The sequence below is a fragment of the Ruminococcus sp. 1001713B170207_170306_F1 genome, assembly GCF_015668065.1.
GTDB classification, from domain to species: domain Bacteria; phylum Bacillota; class Clostridia; order Lachnospirales; family Lachnospiraceae; genus Blautia_A; species Blautia_A faecis.
In genome coordinates this window covers 1-21,342 of sequence record NZ_JADPEX010000039.1, presented here as the reverse complement: position 1 = coordinate 21,342, position 21,342 = coordinate 1, and the positions used below count along the sequence as shown (strand labels likewise).

General features: G+C 42.6%; 22 protein-coding genes. All 22 read right to left on the bottom strand.

The genetic code is table 11. The features are described from left to right. Positions 1 to 12: 12 nt before the first annotated feature. Positions 13 to 678, bottom strand: coding sequence for an ABC transporter ATP-binding protein (locus I4V84_RS18270; protein ID WP_014078567.1), 666 nt, complete (start codon positions 676 to 678; stop codon positions 13 to 15). Positions 679 to 796: 118 nt separating this feature from the next. Beyond that, positions 797 to 1,849 (bottom strand): HAMP domain-containing sensor histidine kinase, encoded by a 1,053-nt coding sequence (locus I4V84_RS18265; RefSeq protein WP_118583144.1) that lies wholly within the window; start codon positions 1,847 to 1,849, stop codon positions 797 to 799. Next, positions 1,846 to 2,529 carry a response regulator transcription factor gene (locus I4V84_RS18260; protein WP_118583146.1) on the bottom strand — a complete coding sequence of 228 codons (684 nt, stop codon included), beginning with the start codon at positions 2,527 to 2,529 and terminating at the stop codon, positions 1,846 to 1,848. The genes I4V84_RS18265 and I4V84_RS18260 overlap by 4 nt, the downstream gene beginning before the upstream one ends. A gap of 130 nt (positions 2,530 to 2,659) precedes the next feature. Further along, on the bottom strand, positions 2,660 to 2,755 hold the full coding sequence (locus tag I4V84_RS20055; RefSeq protein ID WP_272113664.1) for a winged helix-turn-helix domain-containing protein: 96 nt from the start codon (positions 2,753 to 2,755) through the stop codon (positions 2,660 to 2,662). Positions 2,756 to 2,915: 160 nt separating this feature from the next. After that, the gene (locus I4V84_RS18250; RefSeq protein WP_195478316.1) at positions 2,916 to 3,761 is read right to left on the bottom strand and encodes a carbohydrate ABC transporter permease; all 846 of its coding nucleotides are present in this window, start codon (positions 3,759 to 3,761) and stop codon (positions 2,916 to 2,918) included. Between the two features lie 11 nt (positions 3,762 to 3,772). Next, complete coding sequence (locus I4V84_RS18245; RefSeq protein ID WP_195478315.1) at positions 3,773 to 4,657, bottom strand: sugar ABC transporter permease; 885 nt, start codon at positions 4,655 to 4,657, stop codon at positions 3,773 to 3,775. 34 nt (positions 4,658 to 4,691) lie between these two features. Then, positions 4,692 to 5,942, bottom strand: coding sequence for an extracellular solute-binding protein (locus I4V84_RS18240; protein WP_173768549.1), 1,251 nt, complete (start codon positions 5,940 to 5,942; stop codon positions 4,692 to 4,694). Further along, positions 5,926 to 7,734: a glycoside hydrolase family 13 protein gene (locus I4V84_RS18235; RefSeq protein ID WP_195993092.1), complete on the bottom strand. Its 1,809-nt coding sequence runs from the start codon at positions 7,732 to 7,734 to the stop codon at positions 5,926 to 5,928. The genes I4V84_RS18240 and I4V84_RS18235 overlap by 17 nt, the downstream gene beginning before the upstream one ends. Before the next feature lie 41 nt (positions 7,735 to 7,775). After that, positions 7,776 to 8,771 carry a LacI family DNA-binding transcriptional regulator gene (locus I4V84_RS18230; protein WP_195993091.1) on the bottom strand — a complete coding sequence of 332 codons (996 nt, stop codon included), beginning with the start codon at positions 8,769 to 8,771 and terminating at the stop codon, positions 7,776 to 7,778. Between the two features lie 356 nt (positions 8,772 to 9,127). Next, positions 9,128 to 9,406: a hypothetical protein gene (locus I4V84_RS18225; RefSeq protein ID WP_207748694.1), complete on the bottom strand. Its 279-nt coding sequence runs from the start codon at positions 9,404 to 9,406 to the stop codon at positions 9,128 to 9,130. A gap of 93 nt (positions 9,407 to 9,499) precedes the next feature. Continuing rightward, positions 9,500 to 9,679 (bottom strand): hypothetical protein, encoded by a 180-nt coding sequence (locus tag I4V84_RS18220; protein WP_195993089.1) that lies wholly within the window; start codon positions 9,677 to 9,679, stop codon positions 9,500 to 9,502. Positions 9,680 to 10,063: 384 nt separating this feature from the next. After that, on the bottom strand, positions 10,064 to 11,326 hold the full coding sequence (locus tag I4V84_RS18210; protein WP_195993088.1) for a hypothetical protein: 1,263 nt from the start codon (positions 11,324 to 11,326) through the stop codon (positions 10,064 to 10,066). Positions 11,327 to 11,393: 67 nt separating this feature from the next. Further along, positions 11,394 to 12,794, bottom strand: coding sequence for a hypothetical protein (locus I4V84_RS18205; RefSeq protein WP_195993087.1), 1,401 nt, complete (start codon positions 12,792 to 12,794; stop codon positions 11,394 to 11,396). 25 nt (positions 12,795 to 12,819) lie between these two features. Then, a complete protein-coding gene (locus I4V84_RS18200) occupies positions 12,820 to 14,586 on the bottom strand; it encodes a M4 family metallopeptidase (RefSeq protein ID WP_195993086.1) in 1,767 nt (588 codons plus the stop codon). Then, positions 14,574 to 15,647 carry a hypothetical protein gene (locus tag I4V84_RS18195; protein WP_195993085.1) on the bottom strand — a complete coding sequence of 358 codons (1,074 nt, stop codon included), beginning with the start codon at positions 15,645 to 15,647 and terminating at the stop codon, positions 14,574 to 14,576. Before I4V84_RS18195 ends, I4V84_RS18200 begins: the two co-directional genes overlap by 13 nt. Positions 15,648 to 15,674: 27 nt before the next feature. Next, positions 15,675 to 17,405, bottom strand: a complete 1,731-nt coding sequence (locus I4V84_RS18190; RefSeq protein ID WP_195993084.1) for a hypothetical protein — start codon at positions 17,403 to 17,405, stop codon at positions 15,675 to 15,677. Next, positions 17,402 to 17,854 carry a hypothetical protein gene (locus tag I4V84_RS18185; protein ID WP_195993083.1) on the bottom strand — a complete coding sequence of 151 codons (453 nt, stop codon included), beginning with the start codon at positions 17,852 to 17,854 and terminating at the stop codon, positions 17,402 to 17,404. The genes I4V84_RS18190 and I4V84_RS18185 overlap by 4 nt, the downstream gene beginning before the upstream one ends. Before the next feature lie 117 nt (positions 17,855 to 17,971). Further along, positions 17,972 to 18,064, bottom strand: coding sequence for a methyltransferase domain-containing protein (locus I4V84_RS18180; RefSeq protein ID WP_334286178.1), 93 nt, complete (start codon positions 18,062 to 18,064; stop codon positions 17,972 to 17,974). After that, the gene (locus I4V84_RS18175; protein WP_195993097.1) at positions 18,061 to 18,219 is read right to left on the bottom strand and encodes a hypothetical protein; all 159 of its coding nucleotides are present in this window, start codon (positions 18,217 to 18,219) and stop codon (positions 18,061 to 18,063) included. The genes I4V84_RS18180 and I4V84_RS18175 overlap by 4 nt, the downstream gene beginning before the upstream one ends. Before the next feature lie 136 nt (positions 18,220 to 18,355). After that, complete coding sequence (locus I4V84_RS18170; RefSeq protein WP_195993082.1) at positions 18,356 to 19,687, bottom strand: threonine/serine exporter family protein; 1,332 nt, start codon at positions 19,685 to 19,687, stop codon at positions 18,356 to 18,358. Between the two features lie 27 nt (positions 19,688 to 19,714). Continuing rightward, entirely contained in the window at positions 19,715 to 20,521 is an 807-nt protein-coding gene (locus tag I4V84_RS18165) for a DUF4866 domain-containing protein (protein WP_195993081.1), read from the bottom strand. A 166-nt stretch (positions 20,522 to 20,687) separates the two neighbouring features. After that, on the bottom strand, positions 20,688 to 21,161 hold the full coding sequence (locus I4V84_RS18160) for a DUF2284 domain-containing protein (RefSeq protein WP_118583164.1): 474 nt from the start codon (positions 21,159 to 21,161) through the stop codon (positions 20,688 to 20,690). Between the last annotated feature and the right edge of the window lie 181 nt (positions 21,162 to 21,342).

Here is a 21,342-nt window from a genome sequence, read left to right as displayed (position 1 = left end):
TTTTCGCCCCCTTTACTCGGAAATCCGGCCGTCCTCAATACGAATAATGCGGTCGGCAAGCTGGGCGATCTCATTGTTATGAGTAATCATCACAATGGTCTGATGAAATTTCTGGCTGGTCATTTTCAAAAGACCCAATACATCGCTGCTGGTTCTGCTGTCAAGGTTTCCAGTAGGTTCGTCGGCCAGGATGATAGCCGGTTTAGAAACAAGGGCGCGGGCAATCGCTACACGCTGCTGCTGACCACCGGACAGATTGTTAGGCATACTGTTCAGCTTTTCATCGAGAGCCAGCATTTTCACGACTTCATTCATGAAATGCTTATCAACGGTATCACCATCCAGCTCCACCGGCAAAACAATATTTTCATAGACGTTCAGCACAGGAACAAGATTGTAATTCTGAAAGATAAAACCGATGTTGCGTCTGCGGAAGATGGTAAGCTGTTCATCCTTGAATTTCGACAATTCTTTTCCTTTTACTTTGATACTGCCGGAAGTTGGAGTATCCAAACCTCCCATCATATTCAGAAGTGTGGATTTTCCACTGCCAGAAGTACCAACAATAGCCACGAACTCCCCATCCTCAATGGAGAGGGTTACGCCATCCAGTGCTTTCGTAATATTGGGCTTTGAACCATAATATTTTTTTAGTTCAGTCGTTTGCAAAATGCTCATAAAGAACACCATCCTTTCTTTCGTTAAGCCCATTGTAACGACCAAACCTCACAGGAATGTCACGAGCTATAAATTATTTCTGGACAATTCGGTTCTAAATGTCATAAGCCTGTGACATTTATTCTTCGGCGTACTTACTCTGTTCTCGAAGCAGGAAAACAGAAAAGGTTGACCCCTTCCCAACCTCGGATGTTACCCGAATATAACCGCCTTGCAAGGTTACGATCTCACGAGCCAGATACAGACCAATACCAATTCCATCTACATCATGTACGATGTCCTCCCGATAGAACCGCTTGAAAATTGCCCCCTGATGCTGTTCTGAGATGCCAATGCCTGTATCAGCAATGTCAATTTTCACATACCTTTCCAGGCTTTCAACCGAAAACCGGATTTGACCGCCCTCCGGTGTATATTTCACCGCATTATCCAAAATGTTGAACAGCGCTTCACCTGTCCATTTTCTGTCATGAGAAACGATCAAGCTCTCCGGGCAGTTCACTTGAACATTGATCTGTTTTTTCTCGGCGTTAAGAAGGATACCTCCCAATGCGGCGGCAAGCGTGTCATAAAGCGGCTGGCTTTTCTTTTCCAGAGAAATGACACCTGTTTCCAGACGCGAGGTTTTAATCATAGCCTGCATGAGAAAATCCAGTTTATCAAGTTGGGTGGCCTGTGCTGTAAGAAACTCTTTTTGCTTTTGCACAGGGACTTCATTTTCAAGCAGGGTGCTGTTAATCATTTTCGAGTTCGCAATCGGGGTCTTGACCTGATGGGAAATATCGGAAATTAGTTCTTGCAAGTCAGCCCGCTCTTGTGCAATGCTGTTCTTGTTTTCCTGCATGACTTCATACAAACGGTTCAGCCGATATTCAATTTTATAGAAAAGGCTTTCTTCTTCCACAGTCTGTTTCGGCTGCATATTCCCGGACAACATATCATCCATCAAACTGCAAAAAGCATCAGAGAACATCGCCAATTTGCGGCGAACCAGCACCATAAAACAAATAGAGCAAAACAGCACAAAGATGCCGAACAATAGTACATACCAAACAGCGGTTATATCTTGGATCAACGCATATAAAGCCACTGAAACCGTCACCATTGCTGCTAGCAGGAGAACAGCTAAAAAGATACAGGCTTTGTTGACGGAAAGTTTTCGCACATTCATTTCAGCGCCCCTCCGATCCACATATAGCCCATACCATATACCGTTTTGATGTACTGACGGTCGGGTGTTTCGATTTTGTTTCGTACCCGGCTGATAGCCGCAGTCAGAGCGTGTTCATCCACAAAATTTCCGTCTGCGTCCCACAGTTTTTCCAACAAGACTTGCCGCGTCAAAACAATCTGTGGATTTTTCATCAGGATTTTCAAAAGTCGATATTCCAGTGGGGTGAATGTAAGTGGCTTTCCTGACAGGGCAGCACTCATCTCTGAAAAATTGATGGTCAGTGTGCCATTCTCATAAGTATCACCACCATATTGTTTTGTCAGCCGCCCCAGCACCACCGCCAGTTTCTTTTGAAAGACGCTCATAGGGAAAGGTTTTGTCACATAATCCTCTGCGCCCAGTTCATACCCTTTGAGCATATCGCTTTCCATATCATTTGCGGTCAGAAAGATAATAGCGGTATCGGGGCGGCGCTCTTTTACCTCCCGGCAGAAGTCAAAACCGTTCCCGTCCGGCAAATTTACATCCAGTACAATCAGGTTATAGTCCTGCTTCGTCAAGAAACTACTGGCCGCTGATTTTGTCAGTGCAGAATCAACCGCATAGCCCGCAGTATTCAAGTTATAGCATAAAGTATTATTCAAAAGTCGATCATCCTCGACTACTAAAATTCGCATGGTATCACACTCCTTCATTTTCAGTGTAGCATCCAAATGTCACAGAAACCTCACTGAGATTTGTTTTCTTTTCTCTAATGTTGCAGATATGTCGCATAACCACATTATAATCACCGAAATAAGGTTCATTTCATATGATATCATATATTTGTTCTTTGCTAAACATTCTTCCGGGACTTCGCATTAATAAATGCAAAATTTCAAACTCTATAAAAGATAAATTTATTTTTTCCTGCTTTCGAAATAATTCCTTTTTATTGTTGTTTTCTTCACATCCTCATTTTTCAATTTAGGAGAGCACCGCAAGCGGTCTTTCCTATAACGTGAAAAATCGAGCAGAAAGCCTATTGTTAATCACTTTCTACCCGATTCTTCTATTTTCATATTTAACCTTTTACACTTCCTGCCGTTAATCCTTCAATAAAGAATCTCTGACAGGAAATAAAAACTACAAGTATTGGAATTAAGCTCAGTACAGAGAGTGCAAAAACATATCCCCACTGTGTAAACTGATGCTGTCCGAAAAATCCGGAAATAGCGATGGGCAATGTTCTTTTCAGATCATCATTAATGACTGTATTGGCCCATGGAAATTCTTCCCATGCAGTAAGGAAATTAAAAATAGATACAGAAGCAATTCCTGGTTTCGTTAATGGAAGAATGATTCGGAAAAAAACAGTAAATACACTTCCACCATCTATATAGGTTGCTTCATCCAACTCCCTGGGAATGTTCTCTACAAACCCTTTTATCATGAAAGTAGAATAGGGAATAACCCATGCAACATAAAACGGAATCAACCCGCTTAATTTATTGATCACCTTTAGTTTGACCGCTAACTCATACTGGGGAACAATCAAAGTAGTCCCAGGTATGATCATGGTCAGCATGATAAACGTGAATAAAAACTTACGTCCCGGAAATTTAAACCTCGCAATACAGAATGCCATTGCTGCCGCAACAATCGCTGCTATTGCTACCGTCACAGTGGAAACAAAAATACTATTGATAAAATTGTTTCCGAACTTCTTTTGGTGCAGAATATACTGGAAATTTTCCAAGGTAATTTCTTTTATTTTTGGAAAAAATCTGGGAGGATATTCATATAATGCACCATTTGGCTTCAATGCAGTACTCAGCATATAGATCATTGGAAGAACAACAATGATAAGACCGAGAGTGAGGATTATGTATGTGATTCCTTTATAAACAGCTTTTTTGGATATCTTCAAGTTCCCCCCCCCTAATCCAGTTTACTGTGATCCATCATCCGGAATTGAACAACTGCCAATATTCCTAATACCACCGCAATAATAAAGGAAAGTGCTGCGGAATAACCAAATTCACCTGTACTAAATGCCTTATAATACATCCAGGTCAGCACACTTTCTGTTTTATGTCCTGGATTTCCATCTGTGATCATTTTAATCGATGTAAACACATTAAATCCACCAATGGTGAGCATTACCAGTGCAAACAGGATCGTTCCTTTTATGGAAGGAATTGTCACATAGATAAATTTTGCAATAGTTCCGGCACCATCTAATGATGCAGACTCATATAAGTCCCTTGGAACAGTCTGTAAAGCAGCTAAAAAGACTACCATATTCCAGCCGATTCCCTTCCAGGTTCCCAAAAGCATTGCAACGCTCATGCCGCCCCACCGACTGTCCAGCCAATGGATGTTTCCACTGGTCAGATGTATTACTTTGGTAAGAAAATAGTTTAGCAATCCTTCTGTGTTAAAAACATACTTGAACACTAAGGATGCAATTACCCATGAAGTAATAACGGGAAGGTAATATGCCACTCGATAACTAATGGAAAATTTATTAATATTGTTTATGAGCATTGCGATCAGAAGTCCAAGTATCATTTGTGCTGGTACTGTTACCAATGTATACACAATGGAATTCGAAAATGCCAGGTGAAAATATGGATCCGTTAAAACCTCTTTATAGTTGGTAAATCCGATGAACTCCTGATCAAACATAGAGCCAAAATCCCATTTGAAAAAGCTTGTGATAAATAATTTTACGATTGGATAAATGGTAAAGAATCCAAAAATCAAAATACCTGGAAGGAGAAGAAATCCAATCTGGATATTTTGGCTTTTCTTTGTTTTCATACAATCCCTCCCGTTAACTTAAGAATCTGTTCTATTATTCTTCTGCTAATAAAGCGTCTACTTTTTCTGCCAGTTCATCCATGGCATCCTGTGCACTCTTTTCATCATTCATAACAGCGCTTACAGCAGTTGCCAGTTCGCTGTCGATTTCAGACCAGCAGGATACGGTAGGTCTGGATTCTGCGGATTTAATAGCCTCGATAAATGGTGCAAAATCAGCATTTTTTACGGTATCGCTTTCGAGAGTAGCTTTATTTACCGGAATCTGGCTGCATTTTGCCATTTCTTCCTGCGCAAACTCACCAGTCATAAATTTCATGAATTTCCATGCAGCATCTTTGTTTGCCGTATTAAACATGGAAATATCCTCGCCGCCAAGAACAGAATGGGAACCGCCCTCGCCTTCTGGCATTGGAGCTGTTGCGTATTCAAAATCTGGATATGAGCCTTCCATTTCAGAGATTTTCCACGGACCATCCATGATCATGGCATATCTTCCAGTTCCAAAACCATCCGTCATTGGGATATCTCCACTATTCCATCCAGTGATCGCACCTTCTTTATACAGATCCGCAAGTGTCTGGATTGCATTTACGGTTTCAGCGCTGTTTAAGTATCCGGTAGCCTTCGTCTGATCCTCATTGGTTATGGAACCACCCATGCTCCAGATAAACGGACATAAATTCCATCCTGCTAATGCTGGTTCATCATAGCCCCAGATCTGCTGGCCATTTTCATTTTCGCCCGCCAGCTTCTTGCAGTCCTCTATAAATTCATCCATAGTAGTCGGCGCAGAAAGTCCGGCATCTTCGAAGGCCTTTACATTATAAAACAGTATTTTCGTATTTGTATTTAACGCAAGTCCGTAAGTATCCTGTCCAATCTGAGCGGTACTCATCGCACTTTCCAGAAGACCGTCCGCTACTTCCTGATAATCATCCATCTCCTGGTTCAGAGGTACTAAAATTCCCATTTTTTCAAATTCAGGTACCCAGGCACTGTCAAGTCGTGCTACATCTGGAAGCGTCTCAGATTTGGCACTGATCAGGATTTTTTCATGAAGGTCTGACCATTCATGAGAAACTGCATTTACCTTAATGTCAGGATTTTCTTTTTCAAACTCAGGGATCAAAACATTATTCAATGTCTCATTTTCGGCAGACTGTTCGCTGTAATGATGCCAGAAATTGATGGTAACCTCTTCTGCATAACAGGGTGCTGCACCTAATGCTGTTACACACATTGCTGCTGATAAAATGGTAAATAACTTACTGCTTTTTCTCATTTTTCATTCCTCCTGTTTTTAAAATGATGCCTTCAAATGCTCTCAATGATAACTTTAAAGTTCCCTGGCAGGAAATCATGTCTTCATTAAAATATCCTGCGTTTACCAGCTTTTCTGCCTGATAACTTTTTCCTGTCAATAAATCTTTGTACTCTGCAATCTTAAGAACGGGAAGCCGCACTTCAGTTGCTTCTTCTGCCACATTAATGAGTACATAAATTTGTTGGTTGTCTGACTGGCATAAATACCCGTATGTCATCTTTTCACATACAAGTGGTACAATGTTTCCTGTTCTTAAACATGGATTCTTTTTTCGGATACGGATTATTTTTTTGTAAAAAGATAATACATCTGCATTCTGTTTTGCGGGGTTCCATTCCATGCATCTTCTGCAATCGGGATCATTGTCACCATTTAAGCCAATTTCATCACCGTAATAGATGCTTGGAGCCCCTGGGAAACACATCTGGAACAAAGCGGCCAGTTTCAAACGGCGAATATCACCGCTGCAATTCCATAAAAATCGTTCCGTATCATGACTGTCCAGCGGCTGGAAAAGCGCCTGCCTGATTTCTTCCGGATAATGGGAACGCATCTGGCAAATTCTGTGGTTAAACATTTTTGCATTAATGCTGCCCCTGGCAAGAAAATCCCTCACACTATCCCGGAATACATAATTCATGATACTGTCTACGGATTTTTCATCCAGCAAGGAAAATCCATCTCCCCATGTTTCTCCCAAAAGGAGACAATCCGGATACGCTGACTTAATCCGATATCTGATTCTTGTCCACAAAGAGGGATCGATTTCATCTGCGACATCTAAGCGCCATCCATCAATATGATACTCGTTCAGCCAGAAGACCATCACATTGTAAATATAGGCCTGTACTTCTGGATTTGCCGTATTCAGTTTTGGCATATATCCATAGTCCCCGACACACTCATAAACTGCATCTGTTTCCGATACTTCTACAGGAAATTTTCTGATATAAAACCAGTCACAATACCTGGATAATTCCTGTTTTTCAAGTATGTCCTGAAAGGGAGCGAAATGTATGCCGCAATGATTGAATACCCCATCAAGAACGATTTTTATCCCATATTTATGACAGGTTTCAACCAGTTCCTGAAATGTTTCCTTTGTTCCGAAAGAAGGATCAATCTCCAAATAATCCGTTGTAGCATATTTGTGATTAAAATCCCCTTTGAATATGGGATTCAGATACAGGCATTCCACTCCAAGAGAATTCAGGTATTCCAGATTTTTCAGAATTCCGGAGAGATCGCCTCCCATATAATTCTCTCTGTTAGGTGCTGTTCCCCATTCCTGACAGCCGGAAGGATCATTAGAAGAATCCCCATTAGCAAAGCGTTCCGGGAAAATCTGATAATAAATAACTCCTTTTGCCCATTCAGGAACTTTTAAAACATTAGTTTCATTCGCATAGAGGAATTCATAAAATCCATCTTCTGGTTCGTTTTCACTGGTTTCCCATGCATTCTGGAAATAAATCTTTCCTGCGGTGTCAGTTAATCTGAAATAATATTTCAAATACCTTAACGTATCTTCTGTAATCACTTCTGCTGTAAAATGATCTCTCACACCATCTCTAGTAACACGCTGCATAAGGTAACTGCTGATCTTCTCTGGTGAAGTTCTTGGAAAAATCAGCAATTCGCAGGTTCTAATATCGCCTGCAGCGGCATGTATCGTCACCACCAATTTCTTTCTGCTGGCAAGATACACATCCGGATAGCCTGCGTGATGTTGTACTGCCGGTATATTCATTTTTTCTCCAATTCTGCATTGGTTTTGATATCCTCACTCTATTATACCTTTCGAGTAGACAACCTAGGAATTAACTCAGTTGAAATTAGGTTCTCTCTTTGTATAAAGTTTTGAGCTTTTATCTTATTTATCAAAACCTCTGCTGCCATTTCCCCAAGCTTGTAAGTATCGATATCCACTACAGTGAGCGGCGGATCCATATATTCTGCAAAGGGATAATTATCAAAAGTTACAACTCCAATTTCTGTGGGTACCTGCTTTCCAAGTTTTTTCAATGCCTGCAGAACCTGAAAGGCAATTATATTGTTGGAGCATAAAAATGCATCTACATGTTTATGTTCTATTGACTCTATAATTTTTCTTTCCAATTCTTCTTCATTCTTTTCCTTAAAAATAATACAGGTATTTTTTCCCTCCAGAGCTTTCTCATAACCCTGGATCCTTCGTTTGGTAAACATGGCTTCCAGATCATCTGCCACATAAGCAATTTTTCGATAGCCGCATTTAAGTAAATGCTCGACTGCTTTTACACCTCCCTGGAGATTATCCATATCTACCCAGTTCATGGTTCCATTTTTCTCTGATGTTTCTCCCATTACCACCCATGGAATGTTTTCATTTCTCAGGGCTGATAAAATATTCTGGTTCAAGTCTGACGCAGTCAAAATTAATCCATCAACTCTGTGCCCAAAAATGAGCTCGCATGCAGGAGAACTTTTTTCTTCCACATCATTTGTGATCAGAAGACTGTATCCATTTCTCTGTGCTACTTTTTCCATTGCATAAACACTTCGCGTGAAAAAGGTATTGGCAAATGCATTTTCATTATCTGCATCTAACACCAGCCCGATCGTAAGGGACTTTCCTTTCGCAAGGTTTCGTGCAAGGCTGTTTGGATGATAATTAAGCTCTTTCATTGCTTTATAAACTTTATTTTTCATCTCATTTGAAATTGGTGCAGTTCCATTGATCACTCTTGATACAGTAGATTGAGAAACTCCCACTTTTTTTGCGATATCATTTAACGTTGCCCCCATATACATCCTCCCTGATATAAGATTTTTTTCTGATTTTTATAGGATTCTTTACATTATCCGTGTTGTTGGTGTCATTATTATAACCTTATATCAGATATTATGCAAGCGGTTGCATTCCATGGTAAAAAAATAATTTTCTTGTGAAAACCTCCTTCCATTCACGCATTATGCAAGCGGTTGCATAATGTGATTTAATATATGCGCTTCCTTTATGAAAGCGCTTGCATTAACTATGCTTTAGTAATACCACTTATTATTAGAAATGTCAATTAAATTTTAAAAGGAATTGATATTTTGTATATTACATACAAAAATTTGTTCTGATTTTTATAACATTATCGTTTTAATATATAGTATTATGGCCTTATATGCTTAGCTGATTCAGCTGGTTTGATTGCTTTTTCAACTGCAGATTTTAATTTCGATTTTATATTTTTTAACATCGTTATATCTGCAATGTTTCCTTCAACAGCAAAATCAATGGCTCTTTTATTCTGATTGTCTCCCTTTATCCCAGCATAATATGCAAAGCCGATATCCTGATATTCATAATGACAACGTGGAAATGCTTGAACACATGCAGTTTCATTTTGTCCAAGTTGTTGCAGAAATTGCATAATCTCTTGAGTTCCCATTTATAAAAGGCAAGCCTAAAAAAGACCTGCCTTTTTATATTTTATTATTTTTTACAGTGCATATAATTTCTACCGATGTACTTCTTAATATGCTTATAATTTATATTCTTTATAAAGCTCCTCACGATACTCTTCATCCTCAGAGGCCTTCTCTGCATCCGAATAACGTTTGTTCTTCAGAAGAATATTCATAAGTGTTCCTAAACGGTTTTCACCCTTTTTTTCGCCTTTTTTTATACCATTTTCCTCGGCATAGGAAATCATACTTAACATATCAGCCACCTCCTTTTGTCGGACCGGTTTATCAGAGTCCGGAATATATGATAATACTTTTTCTCGATTACCTGAAAACAATCCATATAAAAAATCAACGAGTCCTTTTTGATCTTGATTTTCTCCGCCAAGTCTTACGATGATTATTTCTATAAGGTCTGCTTCGGCAGTATTAAAATACCGCATTGAGAGAAGCCTGGAGGATCTTTGTAAGGGAAAACCATCAGCGCAGCTGCTGAAAAAGCCGGATTTTCCGATTCCAATTATTATTCCAAGGTTTTTGCCAAGGTAAAGGGCTGCAGTCCCAGGGAATACCGGAAACGCCAGTAACCCCATGGACTGCCTAAAAAAGCATTTCCGCCATCTGGCCTTTGCTTTGTGTCATCAGATAAAACTTAAGGAAGTCAGAATGTGGCAAATCATATCTGTGTTGGAAGCATATCCGGCTCCGGTCACGCAGAACAGATACTGCTTGTTGGTTGGATGGAAAAACATAATCGCACTGTAGTCACTTTCTTCAACCCGGTAGGAAATACATGGAATTCCATTGATGGAGACAAGATCATCCACCTGATAACCGCCCTTAGTAAGGTCTGCTGCAAGCTCCTCAAGGGACTGCGCACCGTCACTGTAGGCCCATACCACAGAAATTCCAGGCGGGTTCTGGACTCCGGAGGTGTCACCTGCTGCGAAGAGCACTCCCTGTTTGGTCTGCTCATCAGATAGCTCATACACATCCCAGTCATTTGGCAGATACAGCTTAAACCCATCCTCAAAAGGAACCCAGGTTCCGGCGAAGCTGACATTTTCCTGAGAAAATGTGATACTTCCCATTTGAGAGCTGTCTGTATTTCCCGTATCTGTCTGCCCATCTTCCATGCTTGAGGAAACACCGCCTATATTTCCCACTGTACCGCCAAAAGACTGGTCGTTTCCTGCTCCTCCCTGCCCTAATACATCACTTACAGTGCTTTCAATATCTTCTATAGGGTCTGAGGCAGCTGCATCTGAGGTTACAGAACGGGTGCCATCTACATGCTTTGTGTAGTCACTGTCTCCACCAGCAAGATAGGCAAAGCTTCCTGCTGTTTCCTCCAACGTACTTCCCACATAATAAGATAGCTCTGGTATCTCCTTTGCACCAAACATATAGGTGTTTCCATTTTCAGCAAAAAACAGTCTTGTGTCCTGCACCACGTAGCCACCTACATTATAGGAATATACAATACCAGAAAATTCTCTGTCATTTAAGGTTATCATGCTTTCCTGGGAAGTTACCTGTAAGTCTGAATACTCCTGTGCCATATACTGTGTAAACTGATTTGTGAAATCCTCTGCAGTAATGTTATAGTAGCCTACGATCACATAGGGGATCGTGCCCGATTCCTGGGTGTAAACATACACAAAGCCGTCTGTCTGCTCTATAGAGATATAGCTGCCAGGTACAATGGAAATTCCCAGGTCATCCAAAGCGACTGCCTCTGGTGAAGCAGTGATTCCTGCAGCCGGAGCTGCAATCTGGTTATTTTCGCTTCCAAGCTCTCCGAAATTTAATTCTGCCTGCACTGAAGTGCCGTTGCAAAAAAGCATTCCGGCAGTAAGAAGGGCTGATACTAAAATTGGGGGAATTCGTCTTTTTCCTTTCATAGGCTAACCTTCCTTTCGCATTTATTTTCCGTACAAGCCTTTATTTACAAGCTCTTATTTACAAGCTCTAATTAGGGTACAGCTGGGTAGAGCCAGCTGGCTGATCAAAGCTGCTGCCGCATACATAAACATTCCCGTCAGTTCCCTCATATATATAATCGTAAGAATTGGGAACCTTTACATGGTCACCGTTAGATAAGGTGTAGTCATTCTGACCCAGGATATAATCAGAAAACTGATCTGCCATATAAGAGGAATCTGAACCCATAGAAGAACTCATGCTGCTTTGACAATCGCCGGTGATTGCTGACATGCTGCCACCGCTTTGCTGAAGCCTTTCCTGGGTAAGCTGGTACTGTACCTTGCCAAGCGCATCTATAAACTGATCACTGACAGTTGTGTTGGTTACAAACTGCTCATATATTTCCTTATTGGCTTCATATTCTTCCTCCGGGGTGAGCATGAAGAATGTAGCCGGTGAATCCCAGGCAATGCAGCTTGATTTAAAGGAGCCGCCCACGTACGCAAATTCGCCTGTCTGGGTAAGCTGAGTTGCCTCAACAAGGCTCATTACATACAGCTTAAAAGGATAGCCGTTAAGGCTTACGCTATAGGTTCGCTTGGCTACACCACAGTAAGCACCATCTACATTGTAGGTAATTCCTGTATTCAGCTGGGAAAGCATCTGGCAGGTTTCCTGATAATTCGTATTCGCCTTCTGGTCCAGTATTGCCTGTTCCTCCTGGGAAATTTCATCCTGCCCGGCTATCTGGAGCTGCTGCCCCGGAAGGATGGCCTTTGCCATATAATCACAGTAAGTATCCGCTGTCATAAACTGAAGCATAGGCATCATGGTCGTGCTGTCAAAGGAGCCATCCTGGTGCCAGCTATAATCTGTGCTGTTTTGGGAATATTCCAGTATCTGCTCATAGCCAACGGGAGAATAATATCCCATGATTGTATTCTGATCCGGACTCATTGCAGTAAGATAAACCTGGGCTGCATAGTTAAGGCTCTGCCATTGTCCGCACCAAATGGTTTCTCCGCTTACTGTGTAGTCGGATGGTGCATAGCCCCTTGCCACCTTAAGTCCGGTAGAGGGATCTGTAATTTCCGTACACTTATATACCCTCTGCTCTCCTTTATTTTGGGTTGCCTGTGAGCTTTGTGTATTTGTGCCATCTGTAACAGAAGGGATATTTCCGGAAAATCCGTTTAATCCTTTTCCCTTTTCAAGGCCGGAAAACTTTTCTCCAAGAGAAGGGGAGGCGTCTCCGATATCAGTACCGATTTTCCCGGCCGCTTCTGAGTTTCCCATGTCAAAGGTTCCATACTGTCCGTATTGGGAGCTCTCATCAGCTGCCCATACAGGATACGGATTTCTGCAGATACCACTGCCCTCCCAAAGCAGCACTGTCATAGCAATCAGGCTTCCCTTAAAAATTGCATTTGCTTTTTTTCTGTCCATAGCCATCCCTCACTTTTTTCTGATTTTAATATCCCGCTTGCCTGCATACCTCGTCAATTTTATTTTGCCAGCCTTCTCCCATTCCATGAATTTGTGCGGAAAATTTCAGAGCCTCCCGTACCTCCTGGTAGCCGGATTTTGGAGTCATCAGCCGCAGCATTCCCATCCACAGCCCAAAGGCCTGATTCTTTGACATTCCCTGGGCGCAAAGCTGATACCCCACATATCCGATCAGAGAACAGTTAATATGTACACCACCATAATCATTATCCATACTCGGCGAATCTGTTTCCGGGTAATAATATCTGTCATAGAGAGCGGCTGGCTGGCCGTACTGCCAGGGATCACTTAAGCACCGCACCGGCATTCCGCTGTTTTCTCCCATGAACCATGCAGAATCTGAAGTTTCTCCAAGCAGCATTTCACAAAGGTTTCCGCACACATCACTGATTCCCTCATTCACGGCACCGTATGCATTCTCATACAGGTTTCCCCCTGTAATATAAGCGGTGATGCCGTGGGTAAATTCATGAGCTGCCACATCTACGCACTCACCGAAGTGATTGGCTGCACTTGCGGAAAACACCACCCAGCCTTCACACATTCCAAGATAAACGGCATTGTTTATCGGCTGCTTCTGGAAGTCGCAGTAATCTGTGAGAATCAGAAGCGGGCTTCCAAAGCCATCCACAGACTCCAGACCGTAACTTTTATAAAAATCATAAACCTTTATGTAGTTTTCATAGGCCATCAGGTAATGCTCCGGCCAGCTGGTATTATCATCAGAGGTCCAGGGCACGAACTGATTCTGGAAATTATAGGAATAATAGTCAGCCAGAAAAATATGTCTATTTACATCTGCCAGATAGTAGGTTCCGCTTGCATCATTTCTGGCAACAGGAACCGTGATGGTTTTCTTAGTTCCATCATGGAGCGTAACCTCACCTGTATAGGTATCTGCGGACAGTCCCTCAAAATAGGACAAAGCCATTTCCATCTGCACATTGTCCCCAGGCACAGTCTCCTCAGGAGAGCTTACAGCCATATAAGTCAGGTAGCTGCCTTCATATCCCACCAGATGCTCCAGATAGCCTTTTCCGCCATTATCAGCTGCCCCTGCAGGTGGTGTAGTAAAAACAGCCCATGCGTGATACGCAATTCCCTGTATTGTCACAGAGGTTTTTCTGGTATATTTTGTATAAAGCTGTACTTTATTTCCCGGATACCGGTTTCGTACAATCTGTTCTGCTTCTTTAGCTGTAATAGAGCTTTCTTCCTCCGGGGCCATTCCCACATTTGGGGTAAAGGAGCTTACAAGTCCTGCTGTATAGCCCTGTGGATCCAGAATGATTTTCAGCACTGCATTTTCCAGAGTCAGATCGCCGTAACGCTGCTTATAGGTCAGGTAGGTGTAGCCGTATTCATCCTGCTCTCCATATACTGCAAAAAATTCCGATCCCCTGGAAAGCCCAAGAAGCTCTGCAATCCCCATTAGGGATTCCACTCCTTTTTCCGTGTCTGTTACCTTATCCTCGTAAAATCTGCCTCTCAGAAAGGTCACATACCCTTCATCGTTATACAGAAAATCCGCATTTCCCTGATTCATCCGAAGGATATCCTCTTCCTTAAGCTGTGGTACATTGTTGTGATTTTCCCCTGTGGCAGCCTGATTCTGCCTTTCCCAGGCCTCCAACAAGGATTCCTCTGCCCTGACTTCTGTTGGCTTCAGGCTTATGCAGGCTGCCAGAAGCGTCAGCGTAAGCTTCGGCAGCGCCCTCTTTAGCCTACCCATCTCACAGAATGCAAAATAGACTGCACTCCATCATTGTTTTCCATAGCCTCGCCAGAGAAATAAAGGACATCCATTACAGAATCACCTTGATCCATAAATACAATTCCGTAAGCGTCCTCATAGGAAAAGAAGGTACATGGAATATCATGAATTACCTCTGTTTTTTCTATGGTATAGCCCTGCTGCTTTAACGCTTCTTCGGCAACCTCCAGCATGGAGTCAAAATTACCTTCAGCAAGCTCCGCTTCAATCTCCTCCTGGGTGTAGCCCTCTGTAAGATCCATAGCCATTACGATCAGCACTGCATCCTGGTCAACACACTTTGCAGCATAGTAAGCACCCTCTGCCTTATCTTCCTCATCCAGCTCTACCTCTTCCCAGTCTGGCAGAAGACAGATTTCAAATTCATCCATTATCTGCACCCAGCTGCCTGTGTACTCTTCCGTATTCGGCACAGCTACCGGTTCCGTAGTTGGTATCGCCGCTGGCTCAGTGGTAGGTGTTGTCTCTGGTTCAGTGGTGGGTATCTTCGCTGGCTCAGCAGCCGATACTGTGTTGTTGTCGCCTTCGCTTAGCATATAGGCATGCTGCTTTACAAAATCAATTTCCGTATTCATCTGCTGAAATTCTGCTGCAATTGCCGGATCATCTGTATATGCCTGGAAGTCTGTTGGGAAAATCATAAAATAGTTCATTACAGACTGATCACTAAAGCCAATATAGGTAAAGTCCGGAAGCTCCTGAAAATCGTGATTGACAGTGCAGGATAAGGTAAACAGCTTTCCACCCTCCTGCCCATATTTTTCCTGCCATTTCTCATGGCTTGCCTTGTGATAAAAGGTGGCAGAATTATCGGTTGTCTCGATCTGGACTTTTCCCTGCCAGTCAGCCGGAAGCGTAACTGCAACCTCTTCAAAATAATAGATCAGGGAGCCATCTGACAGCACATTGTCCGTGTATGCCATCAGATTCTGGGAGCTGTCTGCGCCATAAGCAGTACATGACAGAAGCATTGTACCCATACATATGGCAGCAATTATTTTTCTCAATGATTTTTTCATTTCCAAACGCCTCCTTCATTTTTTAGTTTATGAATCACGGATTGGGAGTATCATATTTTCCAGTGCATACCGAAGCTTTGGATGGTGGATCACAAAGTGGATGGAGGGTGTTTTGTTTTTGGAAACCATACACCATTTTTCCATCCTGCAGGTAATCTGAATATTGTGAAAGCCTTTGGCCTTTATAAGGGAAAACTGATAATTTTTGTGGGCATCTGCGTATGCCATGGCTGCCTCTACGCAGGTCCTGTATTCCTGGTAGGTAAGCAGAATATCCTTCTCAAGAAAGCACTCTGCCACAGGAAGCACTGCCGGGTATTTCTCATATTCTGCCTTGGTAACCTGGGACAGCTCATCAATAACCTGGCTGTGAGTCAGTATGCTCTCTATTCGCCTTTGTTCCCTTGCATGTGCCTTAAGGATTCCAGCGCATTCCTGCCTGCTGATTCTATTTTCTGCAAGAATCTGCTTCAAAACCTCCTGCGGGATGACAAACAGCGGCGGTGCCGCCAGAATCCGTCTGCGCAGGCCTTCTTCGTGGCTATCCTTTTCCAGAAAATCAAAAAGTGCGGCACGCTTTTCTTCTCTGTAGATTTCCATAAGAGGATGAGCCTTTTTCAGAAGATATTTCGTGTTTTTTCTGCAGATCTCCACCTCCTCCTTGCGGCTGGTAAGATAATAATGAGCCGTATCATGATGTCCGCTGATACAGTCCCCTGTCATAGCCGCCTGCCCGGAGGTATAATGCAGATGGGAATATACCTTGTTCTGAATCCCTTTCAGATAATAGGGGGAAATCTGTCCGGTCATGTAAAGGGGAATCCAGTTCTCCAGCCCCAGCATCATATCCTTCATAGGACGCTCCACATCATGGATAATGTGAATATGAAGACCTTTTTTCAGCACCATGGCAAGACCGAACATATATTTCTTGGCAAATTCCTGATCCTGTGCCATGTCCTCCACCGGCATATCACAACACAGATGCAGAGGCTCCATGGATTTAGATAATACTGTGTGCTTCAGAAAATCCAGCTCTCCCTCCCGCATTTCCTTCAGTCCATAGTATTGTCTGGAAACCGGAAGCTGGAAAGGAACCTTAGGTACTTTAAAGCTGTCAAAATGAATTGCTCGTATGTAATCGTCCAGGTTAAATTCGTCCATTTTCTGCAAAAAGCCGGATATGTAATCCATTGTCTCAAATTTTCCCGAGCAAAGCCAATTCTGCAAAAGGATAAAGGAATTCTCCGGATGCATCAGTGTCTCATTGTCACAGCCTGTCAGTGCCACGATTTTGTTTAGCTCCTCCTGGCCGGAGAAATTCCTTACAATATATCCGCATACATTTTCTGCGAACCCCCGGACATCTGATGGTGTTCTTTTTCCCGTTCGGATTTTGGAAATATAGGACGGATCATAGTGCAGGGCAGATGCCATTTTGGATACATTGATTTCCAGTTCCCGAAGAAGTATATCAAACTTTTGATAATAAAAGATTTCTGATTTTTCTTCCTGCTTCAAGGCTGCCAAAAGGACCTCTAAAACACTTTCCTGATCCTTTTTCTTTCCTTTTTGCTCTGCAGTCAGGGCAATTCCTGCTGCAAGCTTTTTCAGATAATCACTGTCTGCCCCGGGAAGACGTTCACCCTTTCGGTATCGGCTGAGAATGGTTTCGGAAATACCGCTGTTTTGGGCAAGCTCCCTGCCGCTGCAGGAAAGCTCTTCTATATATAAATTCAACTGTTCCTGAAATGTCACCTTAAACCTGCCTCCTCCCAGAAAAGCTCTGCATTCTCCAAGTCATAAAGCTCTGTTTTGCCCTCGTTCCTCCATTCCAGGCTTCTGCCGTTTAATTGGAAGGACACTGTTGTATTATCCGGAAAGAAAAAGGAAATGGCATTATATTGATCCGTTACAAAAATGTCTGTCCTGTCTCCAACCCGGATCTGAAGAAAGGCATTTACAGCTGTCCTGATTTCATCCGGGGAAGTAAATTTCGTCACCGTTAACAGTCCTTCCGTGTCCTTTCTGAATTCTATTTCGGAGGGCAGCACCTTTTGCATATCCTTCATCTGGCTGCTGCCAGGCACCTCATAAAGGTAAGCTCCGGTGAGAGTGCCTTTTTCTTCTGGTAAGCCTTGAGAAGTTTTGCTTCCTGTCGTAATGCAGCACATAACCGCAAAAATAAAAAAAATGATCCGAGCCATTCTGGTGCCCTCCTTTCTTTGTACCACTGGTTATTTTCAGTATACACGAAAAACTGACCATATAAAGCAAATTGCCACATTTGTCTATGACAAACATGGCAATTAATTAATTCATCATCATAATATCAGTGTCAAGATTCCATTTGGGCGAAGACATCTTTTCACACTGTCAAAAAATGCCTGTGGATCCGGATAATGATGGAAGCTCATAGAACAAATACTGCTGTATTTGCTTCAAGGCCAGCTCTTGGCACAGCTTCTCTGCTCTCATTTTTCTCTGCCACCTGCTGTTCTCGTCTCTCCTTCACACCTTTTTCTTCCAGACTGCAAAAACTCTGCAAATACGGCAGTACATGATTCTGCATATCATTCATATTTCCAATCGGTTCCAAGTCAATGCTTGTAAGGTCAAAATCACCGGTCAGAAGAAAATATCAGATATCCTTTTCACAATTTCACCAATCACATTTATTACGGTCTTTGTTACAAGCACGAATCAAGTCAGGTACAATACCGAAACGTCTTATCTGTTAAAATCCTTGCAAAGATTAGTCCAAGCGGAAGCGATGCAATGATCAGAAGCGCAGCTGCAAACCAGGATGCAGAAACGGATAAGGACATGATTCCAAGGTTATAAAATCCACGGTATAAATAAAGCCCCGGTACCATGACCACAATGGAAGGCACTGTCACGGAAATCCTTGGATAACCAACCTTATTTTTCAAAAGGGAGGCAAGAAGTCCGGCTGTAAGTGCCCCTATAAATGCAGCTACTGCCGGAGGTAAAGCTACGAGATCCACCAGTTCAAGACGGAGGGTATTTGCAATTGCACCAAGTACTGCCGTAGAACAGGCAATCCTGACTGGGCTGTTAAACATGATGGAAAAACCGAACACGCCGAAAAAGCTTGCAGCAAGCCGTGTGAGGATCCACATTGCAGCAGACATACGGATCTTTATGAAATCCACTGGCTGCAGGTGAAGGAGCATAGCCATGATCCAGGCAGACATGGCGGCTACCAGAACAATGATCAGTGCATAAGTGAGCCTTTCCATGCCAGAACGCATATCCAGCTTTGCCAGGTCAATTCCGCTGGTAATAAAGGGAAAACCAGGGATGATAAAAAGCATGGCACAGATATATCCTGCTTCATGCTGAATGGAAATCCCAAACAGGATTTCTCCTAATTTCAAAAGTCCTGCATATACAAAGCATGCCAGAGAAACCGAGGAAACAATTCCAAGAAACAGGGTAAAATGATGCTTTGTTAATTTACAGCGAAAGAAATTTCCAAGTCCTGCGCCAACAAAAGCACAGAACATTTCTACCAGTCCTCCGCCCAGAAGAAAGGTAAATCCACAGCATGCAATGGCGGCAGCCAGCCCCAGGGCTACCGGGGAATAAAGGCCATGAATTCTTTCAATCTCATCCAGATAGCTATGAAGCTCTTCCCCGGACATATTTTTCCCCTCTGTTTCAAAATTGCGGATAAAATGCTCCAGCCGGTTCAGCTTTGACGTATTCACCCCTGTATTGGTAAGACATAACGACTGGGTAAATCCGTTTTCCCCATCAAAACAGGTGTACTCAATGGACATCAGCCCGATATCTGTGGTGCAGGTAATCCCCATCGCTTCCGCCAGGGCATTCATAGAGCTTCGGACTCTCCATGCTCCAGTTCCACAGGATAAAAACATAATCCCTACACGTCCTATAATGGAAGCCTTTTCCGTGATGCTCGCATTTATAATGGGAGTATTTTTGCCATTTTCATCGGTGTATTCATGCCACTCCACGTCCATGTGATTTTTTCTGACCCTCTCCAACTGCATAAAGCCACTTCCTTCAAAAAAGTCTCATTATAATTTCAGGCTGTCATTTCCAGTCTGTTCCATCATCCGTTCCCTGCAGGCAAGGACGATTCCATCAATTTCCTCCATGCGCTGAAGCATTTTCTTCTCAAACTCATGGATAGGAAGGAGAACGCCAAGCTCATCATAGGGTTTTTCGGGACTTTCTTTTTTTATACCGGTCTCCTGTCCATAGAATACGACGGCATGCGGTGCTGCCTGCTGGATTTCCTGGAAAGTCTTCCATACAACGGCATAAGTCTGGGCTTCTGTAAGACCCAGCTTACAGGTATCCGGGAGTGCATAAAGGATCAAGATTCCACGCTGGCGTTCTTCTTTTTCTTCTTTAATTTCCAGTCCGTCCGTGTAAGAATGTACAATGTCATATCCATCTGCAAGGTAAAGCCCGGACCTGGGTACACACTCATGCCTGTCAAATGTCTCTTTAAATTTTCCGTATTCATGAGCGGAAACCATCTTCCCTGTTTCTGGAAGAAGCTCTCCTTCCACATTAGTAAGAAGAACCGGGTTCTCTCCTGCTTTTCCATGGAATTTTCTTGGAATCAGGTAGGCTTCGCGGAGCAGATCAAACATACTTTTGCCACACAATTCCAGAAGAAGAGCACTTACATCCCCGTTCTGGTAAGCGTGAAAGAGTACCTGCAAAAAGTGGTCCGGATCCTCATCCACCAGCATATGTTCATCGTCCAGATATTGGTAAAACACTTTCCGAAGCCTTCCTGATGCCTCCGGGGAAGCCAGGATTCTGGAAAAAATATCTTCTACAGCTTGTTCTCTTGGTAAAACTGTTTTCATACTAAAACGCCTCTTTTTCTGTTTGGATCATAATGAGAACTGTACCTGTCTCTTTTCGGGAGGGATTATAGCATTGTTATAGTCATACCGCAATAGGATGAGAGATTTCTTTTTCATATCATATTTTTATGTCTGCCATATCACAGACCGTTGTAAGTGTTTTCCATTATAAGTTTCCATGAAATAAAATTTGTGAAAAATACCGTATCTTATCATCGGTCCCCCAGCAGGTCATTCCCACCGCATCTGCCATTTCCTGGGCATCAACACAGTAGGCGGACAGGCAAGAATAGTGCCTGTAAGGACCAGCGGACATGATCAGCAGGTCGGTATTTCCAGATTCCATTATTTTAGAGGCCAACTGTTCGGTGAGTTTATTGTGCGCAAGCTTCGCCATTTTATAGTCCATATCCTTACTTTGTATCGTCTGTAGAATAAGCGCTTTTTCATAGGCAAATACCCTTTGTTTCATAGTTTCTACCGTTCCGCATTCAGGTGGACATGCTGGATTTACGTTGTAACATCCACACTGATTTTCTTCACAAAACTTTCGGTATTCCGGTTTGAATACGAGTTTTTTTGTGTCCATGATTGCCGTATTTGAAAAACCAAGTTTTTTCGCTTCTTTTATGTAATCCATAAAGTACTTTCTCCAAGTTTTTTCTAATTACCAAAATTTTTTCCATACGCTGTTTTTATACATGCCCTAATAGAATGGTATTTTTTAATTCTCTTGCCGCAGCTCCCATAGGATGCTGGCTGTCATACACCAGGCAGATCTGGCGCTCCGGAATTTCATCTTTTAATGGGATCTGTACGAT